Genomic DNA, 6205 nt, shown 5'->3' with positions numbered 1-6205 from the left:
GCATTGCACCGAACAGACCGCGCTGCCGAACGCGGGCGCGCTTTGGGCGCAGGTCTTTGCGGCCATCGGGCTGAAGGCCGCGCCTGCCGCCTCGGGCTGCTGCGGCATGGCGGGGCTTTTCGGGCATCAGGAACGCCATCAGGCCATGTCGCGCAAACTTTACGACTTGTCATGGCGCGATCATGTCGAAGGCGGGGCGCCGGTCCTTGCCACGGGGTTTTCCTGCCGCTGCCAGGCCGAGCGGTTCAGTGGCAAGGGCCTGCGCCATCCGCTGGGGATGATCGCCGACACATTGCGTGGATAGCGGCGGGGTGGATGCGCGGGCATTCCGGTCGGCCTGCGCTTTGCGTCACCGATCCATGCGGCTTGAAGGCCGCAGAATGCGTCCCGGCTGGCGCCTAGTCGCAGACATGGGCCAGAAGCCCCGCGCCGCCCCCTTCGATGTCCATGTTCAGCGCTTCATAGGCGCCTTCGGGATCCTTGCCGCGGATCGCCTTGACGATGCGCAGATGAGGGTGCGGATCCCAGTTCGGCGGCAGGCCCGCGTCGTAGAGATGCGACAGCAGCGGGCCGCAGCGGACCCACAGGTTCGACACCACCTCATGGGTCACGGGCAGGCCCGCGATCTCGCACAGCTTCAGGTGGAACTTGGTGTTCAGACCGATGGCGCGGGAAAAGTCGCCCTGGTCTTGGGCTGTGCCAAGATCGACATGGATCTGTTCCAGAGCGTCAACCGCCTCGGGCGAGGCGGCAATGGCGGCCTGGCGTGCGGCATTGCCTTCCAGGAAGCCGCGGATCTTGCGGACCTCGATCAATGTCGCGCGCGTCAGATGCGGAACCGAGATCCGGCCACGCCCGTCCATCTCCAGCGCATGTTCCGTGACCAGGCGCAGCAGGGCCTCTCGCATGGGAGTCGCGCTGATCCCGAAGCTTCTCGAGATCGGCCTTAAGGGCAATTCGTCCCCCGGCTTCATCCGGCCCTCCATTAGCGCCTCGCGCAGGCTGGTATAGGCAAGCTCGCTGAGGCTTTGCCTTTGGATAGGTTTTATCCACTCGCTTGCTGTTGGTTCCAAACTTCCCTCTGCTCGGTTGCCGCCAAGACGGCGGATTGCAATTGACTTGCCGTTATAACATGTGGCTTATAACGGTAATTGATGGTGCATGCTAGCTGTGAGGAGGCAGTTGCACCAATGGAGGGTTACATGCTTGCGCTGCGCAAAAACATACCCGGCCCTGGGGCCGAACTGGTCAGCATTGACCTGCCAGAACCGCTCACCGCTGGCGAAATCCGGGTGGATGTGCAGGCGGTCGGGATTTGCGGCAGCGATCTGCATGCCCATGCCTGGGATCCGTCCTATGGATTCATGGCGCCCTTTCTGCCCCTAACACTGGGGCATGAATTTTCCGGAATCGTCGCTTCCGTTGCCCCTGATGTTACCGAAGTTTCCGTAGGGGACAGCATTGTCTGTTGGCCCACGGTGACCTGCGGCACATGTGCCACCTGCCGCGCCGGGCGTCCGGGCGGATGCGAGGCACGCCGCATCATCGGCCTGCACCGCGACGGGGGCTTTGCCGAAAGCGTGCGGATGCCAGCGGCGAACGCGCTGCCGCTGCCCGCGGGCCTGCCGCTGGACGTGGCGGCATTGACAGAACCTTTGGCAGTTTCGATCAACGCGGTCGATGTGGCAGAGGTCGCGCCAGGCGACCGGGTGGTCGTCCTTGGTCCCGGACCCATTGGCATGGGGATTGCGCTGGTTGCCTGTGCCCGCGGCGCCGATGTGCTGCTGGCGGGCTTTCGCGACGATGCGCGGCTGGCGCTGGCCCGCGACATGGGCATTTCGGCGGTTGCCGATCTGGCGCAGGTCACGCTGGCCGCGGCTGTGCAGAGCCGTTTCAACGTCGCGCCGGATGTCGTCCTTGAGGCGACGGGGCGTCCGGCCAGCGTGGCAGAGGGGCTTGCAATTCTGCGCCCGGGGGGCGTGCTGACCGTTGTCGGCATCCATGCCGAGCCGCTGTCGCTGGACCTTAACCAGCTTGTGCGCGGCAAGAAACAGTTGCGCGGCGCGCATGATTCGACACCGCGGGGCTTCGCCGAGGCGATCGCGCGCCTGGCCGCGGACCCCGCGCTTTACGCCCGGATGATTACCCACCGGCTGCCGCTGGGGCAGGCCGAGGATGGGTTCGCGCTAGCCCGAAAGGGCGCGGCGCTGAAGGTGATGCTTTTTCCCTGGGGAGGTTGAGGAAAATGTTTGAAGCCGGGACTTTGTCCGTCATTGCGCCCCGCGCAGGCGGTCCCGAGGTGCTTGAACTGGTGCGACGAGATTTGCCCGCGCTGAAGTCGGGCGAGATGCGCGTGCGCGTTCACGCAGCCGGGGTGAACCGCCCCGACGCCATGCAGCGCTCCGGAAACTACCCGCCGCCGCCTGGCGTGACCGATGTGCTGGGACTGGAACTGGCGGGCGAGGTGGTCGAGACCGCCCCCGACGTGACCCGCTTTCAGCCTGGCGACCGCGTAATGGTGTTGGTCGCGGGCGGCGCTTATGCCGAGGAAGCCGTGGTCCAAGCCGATGTCTGCATCCCCGTCCCGGCCGGCTTGTCGATGATCGAAGCCGCCGGTATCCCCGAAACCTATTTCACCGTCTGGAGCAACCTGTTTCAGCGCGCCAACCTGAAGGCGGGCGAAACTGTGCTGCTGCATGGCGGCACCTCGGGCATCGGCGTCACCGCGACGCTGCTGGCCCGCGCGATCGGCGCGCGGATGATCACCACCTGCGGCTCGGACGAGAAATGCGCGGCCTCGGTCGCGCTTGGCGCGTCGGCCTCGATCAACTACCGCACGCAGGATTTCGTGGCCGAGGGCCGTGCCCTCACCGATGGCCGCGGCCCCGAGGTGGTCGTGGACATGGTCGGCGGCAGCTACATGCAACGCAACCTTGAGCTGGTGGCCGAGGACGGCCGCATCGCGCAGATCGCGTTCCAGCAGGGCGCGCGCGCGGACATGGACATGGGGCCATTGCTGTTCAAGCGGCTTACGCTGAGCGGCTCGACCCTGCGGGCGCGGCCGATCCCGATGAAGGCCGCGCTGGCTCGCGCGGTCGAGGCCGAGGTCATCCCGCTGATCATGGAAAAGGGCGCCCGACCGGCCATCGATTCCGTCTTTGACCTGACCGATGTGCAGGCCGCGCATGCCCATCTCGAGGCGTCGGCCCATACCGGCAAGATCATCCTGAAAACCTCTGCCTGTACCGAGGAATAAGATAATGAAAGACGCAGCACATCGTTCGAACCGGAGCGGCGCCCATCTTCTGGCAGGAGCGCTGGAGCGCCATGGCGTCACGCAGGTCTTCGGCCAGTCGATCCCCTCGGCCTTCTTCCTGGCCGCGCCCGACTATGGCATCCGCCAGGTCGGCTACCGGACCGAGAACGGCGGAGCGGCCATGGCCGATGCCTTTGCCCGTGTCTCGGGCCAGGTAGCGGTCGTCACCGCGCAGAACGGCCCAGCGGCAACGCTGCTGGTGCCGGGCCTGGCCGAAGCCCTGAAGGCCTCGATCCCGGTTGTCGCCATCGTCCAGGACGTCAGCCGCCTGCACACCGACAAGAACGCCTTTCAGGAACTTGACCATCTGGCCCTGTTCAGTGGCGTGGCCAAATGGGTGCGCCGAGTGACCGAGATCTCGCGGATCGAGGATTACGTCGATCTGGCCTTTGCCGCCGCCGCGACGGGGCGCGCGGGTCCGGCCGTGCTGCTGGTGCCGCTGGATATCCTGGACGAGCTGAGCGAAGGGGTGAACAGGACGCCACGCCAGGCGTCGCTGGGCCGCTATCCGCTGGATCCGGTCGCACCCGATCCCGCGCGCGTGGCCGAAGCCGCAAGCCTGCTGGCCGGGGCCGAACGCCCGCTGGTCATCGCCGGCGGCGGCGTCCACAGTGCGCGCGCCTATGCCGCGCTGGCGGAATTGCAGGACTTGGGCTTCCCGGTTGCGACCACCGTCATGGGCAAGGGTTCGGTTGATGAAACCCATCCGCTGACGCTGGGCATCGCGGGCTATTTCATGGGTCCCGGCGCCCGCGCGGCCGAACTTTCGCCTATGGTGCGCGAGGCCGACGTGGTCCTGCTAGTCGGCAACCGCACCAACCAGAATGGCACCGATAGCTGGAAGCTTTACCCGGAAGGGGCGCGCTTTATTCAGTTGGATATCGACGGCAACGAAGTCGGCCGCAACTATGAGGCGTTGCGCCTTGTGGGCGACGCGCGTCTTGGGCTTGAGGCACTGGTGGCCGCGTTAAAGGGCACCGACCTGTCGGTGCGGGCCGCTGCCCGTCCGGGCGTCGAGGCACAGATCGCCGAAGGTCTGGCCAAGGGCGCAGCCGCGCGTGACGAACGCCGCGCATCGGATGCAAGCCCCCTGCGCCCCGAGCGCGTCGTGGCCGAGATCGACAGGCTGATCCCGTCCAAAGCGATCGTGGTGGCGGATGCGTCCTATTCCTCGATCTGGGTGGCCGACGGTATCACCATCCGCAAGGCAGGCCAGCGCGTGCTAACGCCGCGCGGCCTGGCGGGTCTTGGCTGGGGCCTACCCTATGCCCTTGGCGCCAAGGCCGCGCAGCCCGACGCGCCGGTCGTTTGCCTAACTGGCGACGGGGGCTTTGCCCATGTCTGGGGCGAGATCGAGACCTCGAAGCGGATGAACCTGCCGGTCGTGGTTGTGGTGCTGAACAACCAGATCCTCGGTTATCAGAAACATGCCGAGCTGACGCTGTTCGGCGCGCATACCGATGTGGTGCATTTCCAGCCTGTGGATCACGCGGCGATCGCCCGTGCCTGCGGCGTCGAGGGGATCCGCATCGACAACCCAGCCAATCTTCCGGCCGCGCTTGAAGCGGCGCTTTCGTCCAATGTCCTGACCGTCATCGACGTCGTGACCGACGAACGCGCCTATCCGCCTGTCACCAGCTTCACCGGCAAGCAGGCGCTGGACTACTGAACCAAACCAGGGAGAGAGTAATGAAACTGACGAAATTCCTGACAAGCGCGGCCGTGGGTCTTGCCCTTGCCTCGCCCTCTTTCGCCGATGTCAAGTTCGGCTCGCTTTACCCGATCAGCGGCCCGCTGGCCCTGCTGGGCGAGGAAAGCGCCCGCGGCCTGGAACTGGCCGTGGACGAGATCAACGCCGCCGGCGGTATCCAAGGCGAGCAGGTCGTGCTTGAGCGCGGCGATGCGGTGGACAACAACCAGGCGACCGGCGAAGCGCGCCGCCTGATCTCGCTGGTGGGCGTGAAGGCGATCTTCGGCACCTATTCCTCGGCCCGCGTGATTGCGGCCTCGCAAGTCAGCGAACTGGCAGGGGTGCCCTATTTCGAACTGGGCGCGGTCGCCGACGAGGTGACGGGCCGTGGCCTGACCTACCTGTTCCGCACCAACCCGACGGCAGCGAACATGGGCAAGGACTCGATCGAGATGCTGGCCAACGCCATCGCCCCGGGCCTTGGCAAGGATCCGAAGGATCTGAAGATCGGCATCATCTATGAAGATTCGTCCTACGGCACCTCGGTCGCCGGCCACCAGGACGCGCATGCCAAGGATGCCGGCCTGAACGTTGTGCTGAAGTCGGGCTATCCGGCGAACACCGTCGACATGTCCTCGCTGGTGCTGGAACTGCGCGAGAAGGGCGTCGATGTGGTCCTGCAGACCTCGTACCAGAACGACTCGGTCCTGTTCCTCCAGCAGGCGAACGAGGCGGGCTACAAGCCGCTGGCGATCATCGGCGGCGGCGGCGGTTATTCAATGCAGCCGACGGCGGATGCGGTGGGCCATGACGTGATCGAGGGCGTCTATGACGTGGACTTCACCCAGTTCGAGGTGAACCAGGAGGCAACCCCGGGCCTGGACAAGTTTGTCGAGGCCTACAAGGCGAAATACGGGACCGAGCCGCGCTCGGGCCATTCGCTGAACAACTATGTCGGCGCCAAGGCCGTGCTTGAGGCGCTGGACAAGAGCGAGGGTTTCGAACCCGACCAGATCGTCGCCGCCGTCAAGGCCATCGATGTGGCCGAGGGCACGACTGCCGCAGGCTATGGCATCAAGTTCGACGAAACCAACCAGAACGAACGGGCCAGCATGATGGGCATGCAGTGGCAGGACGGCAAGCTGGTCACGGTCTATCCCGAAGGCGCCGCGGTCGCGGAAATGCGCTTCGCCGAATGA

At 65.8% G+C, this 6205-nt stretch carries 6 protein-coding genes and 1 pseudogene; 5 read left to right on the top strand and 2 right to left on the bottom strand.

Features of this window, described 5'->3' with window-relative positions:
- Nucleotides 1-304: pseudogene (locus tag OU682_RS18890) on the top strand (FAD-binding and (Fe-S)-binding domain-containing protein); the annotation flags it as partial.
- Nucleotides 305-398: 94 nt separating this feature from the next.
- On the opposite strand, the gene OU682_RS18885 reads toward OU682_RS18890, so the two are convergent.
- Together OU682_RS18885 and OU682_RS18880 are read right to left on the bottom strand one after the other, a co-directional pair.
- Nucleotides 399-1073 carry a GntR family transcriptional regulator gene (locus tag OU682_RS18885; RefSeq protein ID WP_268943760.1) on the bottom strand — a complete coding sequence of 225 codons (675 nt, stop codon included), beginning with the start codon at nt 1071-1073 and terminating at the stop codon, nt 399-401.
- Between the two features lie 66 nt (nt 1074-1139).
- Nucleotides 1140-1340, bottom strand: a complete 201-nt coding sequence (locus tag OU682_RS18880; RefSeq protein ID WP_268943762.1) for a hypothetical protein — start codon at nt 1338-1340, stop codon at nt 1140-1142.
- Between OU682_RS18880 and OU682_RS18875 the strand changes: the two genes are divergently transcribed.
- The 4 genes from OU682_RS18875 to OU682_RS18860 are packed head-to-tail and all read left to right on the top strand — an operon-like array spanning nt 1293 to nt 6205.
- Nucleotides 1293-2240 carry a zinc-dependent alcohol dehydrogenase gene (locus OU682_RS18875; protein WP_268943761.1) on the top strand — a complete coding sequence of 316 codons (948 nt, stop codon included), beginning with the start codon at nt 1293-1295 and terminating at the stop codon, nt 2238-2240. The genes OU682_RS18880 and OU682_RS18875 overlap by 48 nt on opposite strands.
- Nucleotides 2241-2245: 5 nt before the next feature.
- Nucleotides 2246-3256, top strand: a complete 1011-nt coding sequence (locus OU682_RS18870; RefSeq protein ID WP_268943759.1) for an NAD(P)H-quinone oxidoreductase — start codon at nt 2246-2248, stop codon at nt 3254-3256.
- A gap of 4 nt (nt 3257-3260) precedes the next feature.
- A complete protein-coding gene (locus tag OU682_RS18865; protein ID WP_268943758.1) occupies nt 3261-4985 on the top strand; it encodes an acetolactate synthase catalytic subunit in 1725 nt (574 codons plus the stop codon).
- Nucleotides 4986-5005: 20 nt separating this feature from the next.
- Entirely contained in the window at nt 5006-6205 is a 1200-nt protein-coding gene (locus tag OU682_RS18860; RefSeq protein WP_265501981.1) for an ABC transporter substrate-binding protein, read from the top strand.

The sequence above is a fragment of the Paracoccus benzoatiresistens genome, from assembly GCF_026913015.1.
Classification (GTDB): Bacteria; Pseudomonadota; Alphaproteobacteria; order Rhodobacterales; family Rhodobacteraceae; genus Paracoccus; species Paracoccus benzoatiresistens.
Note: the sequence above shows the minus strand (reverse complement) of the source record. Positions and strands in the feature narration are given on the sequence as shown.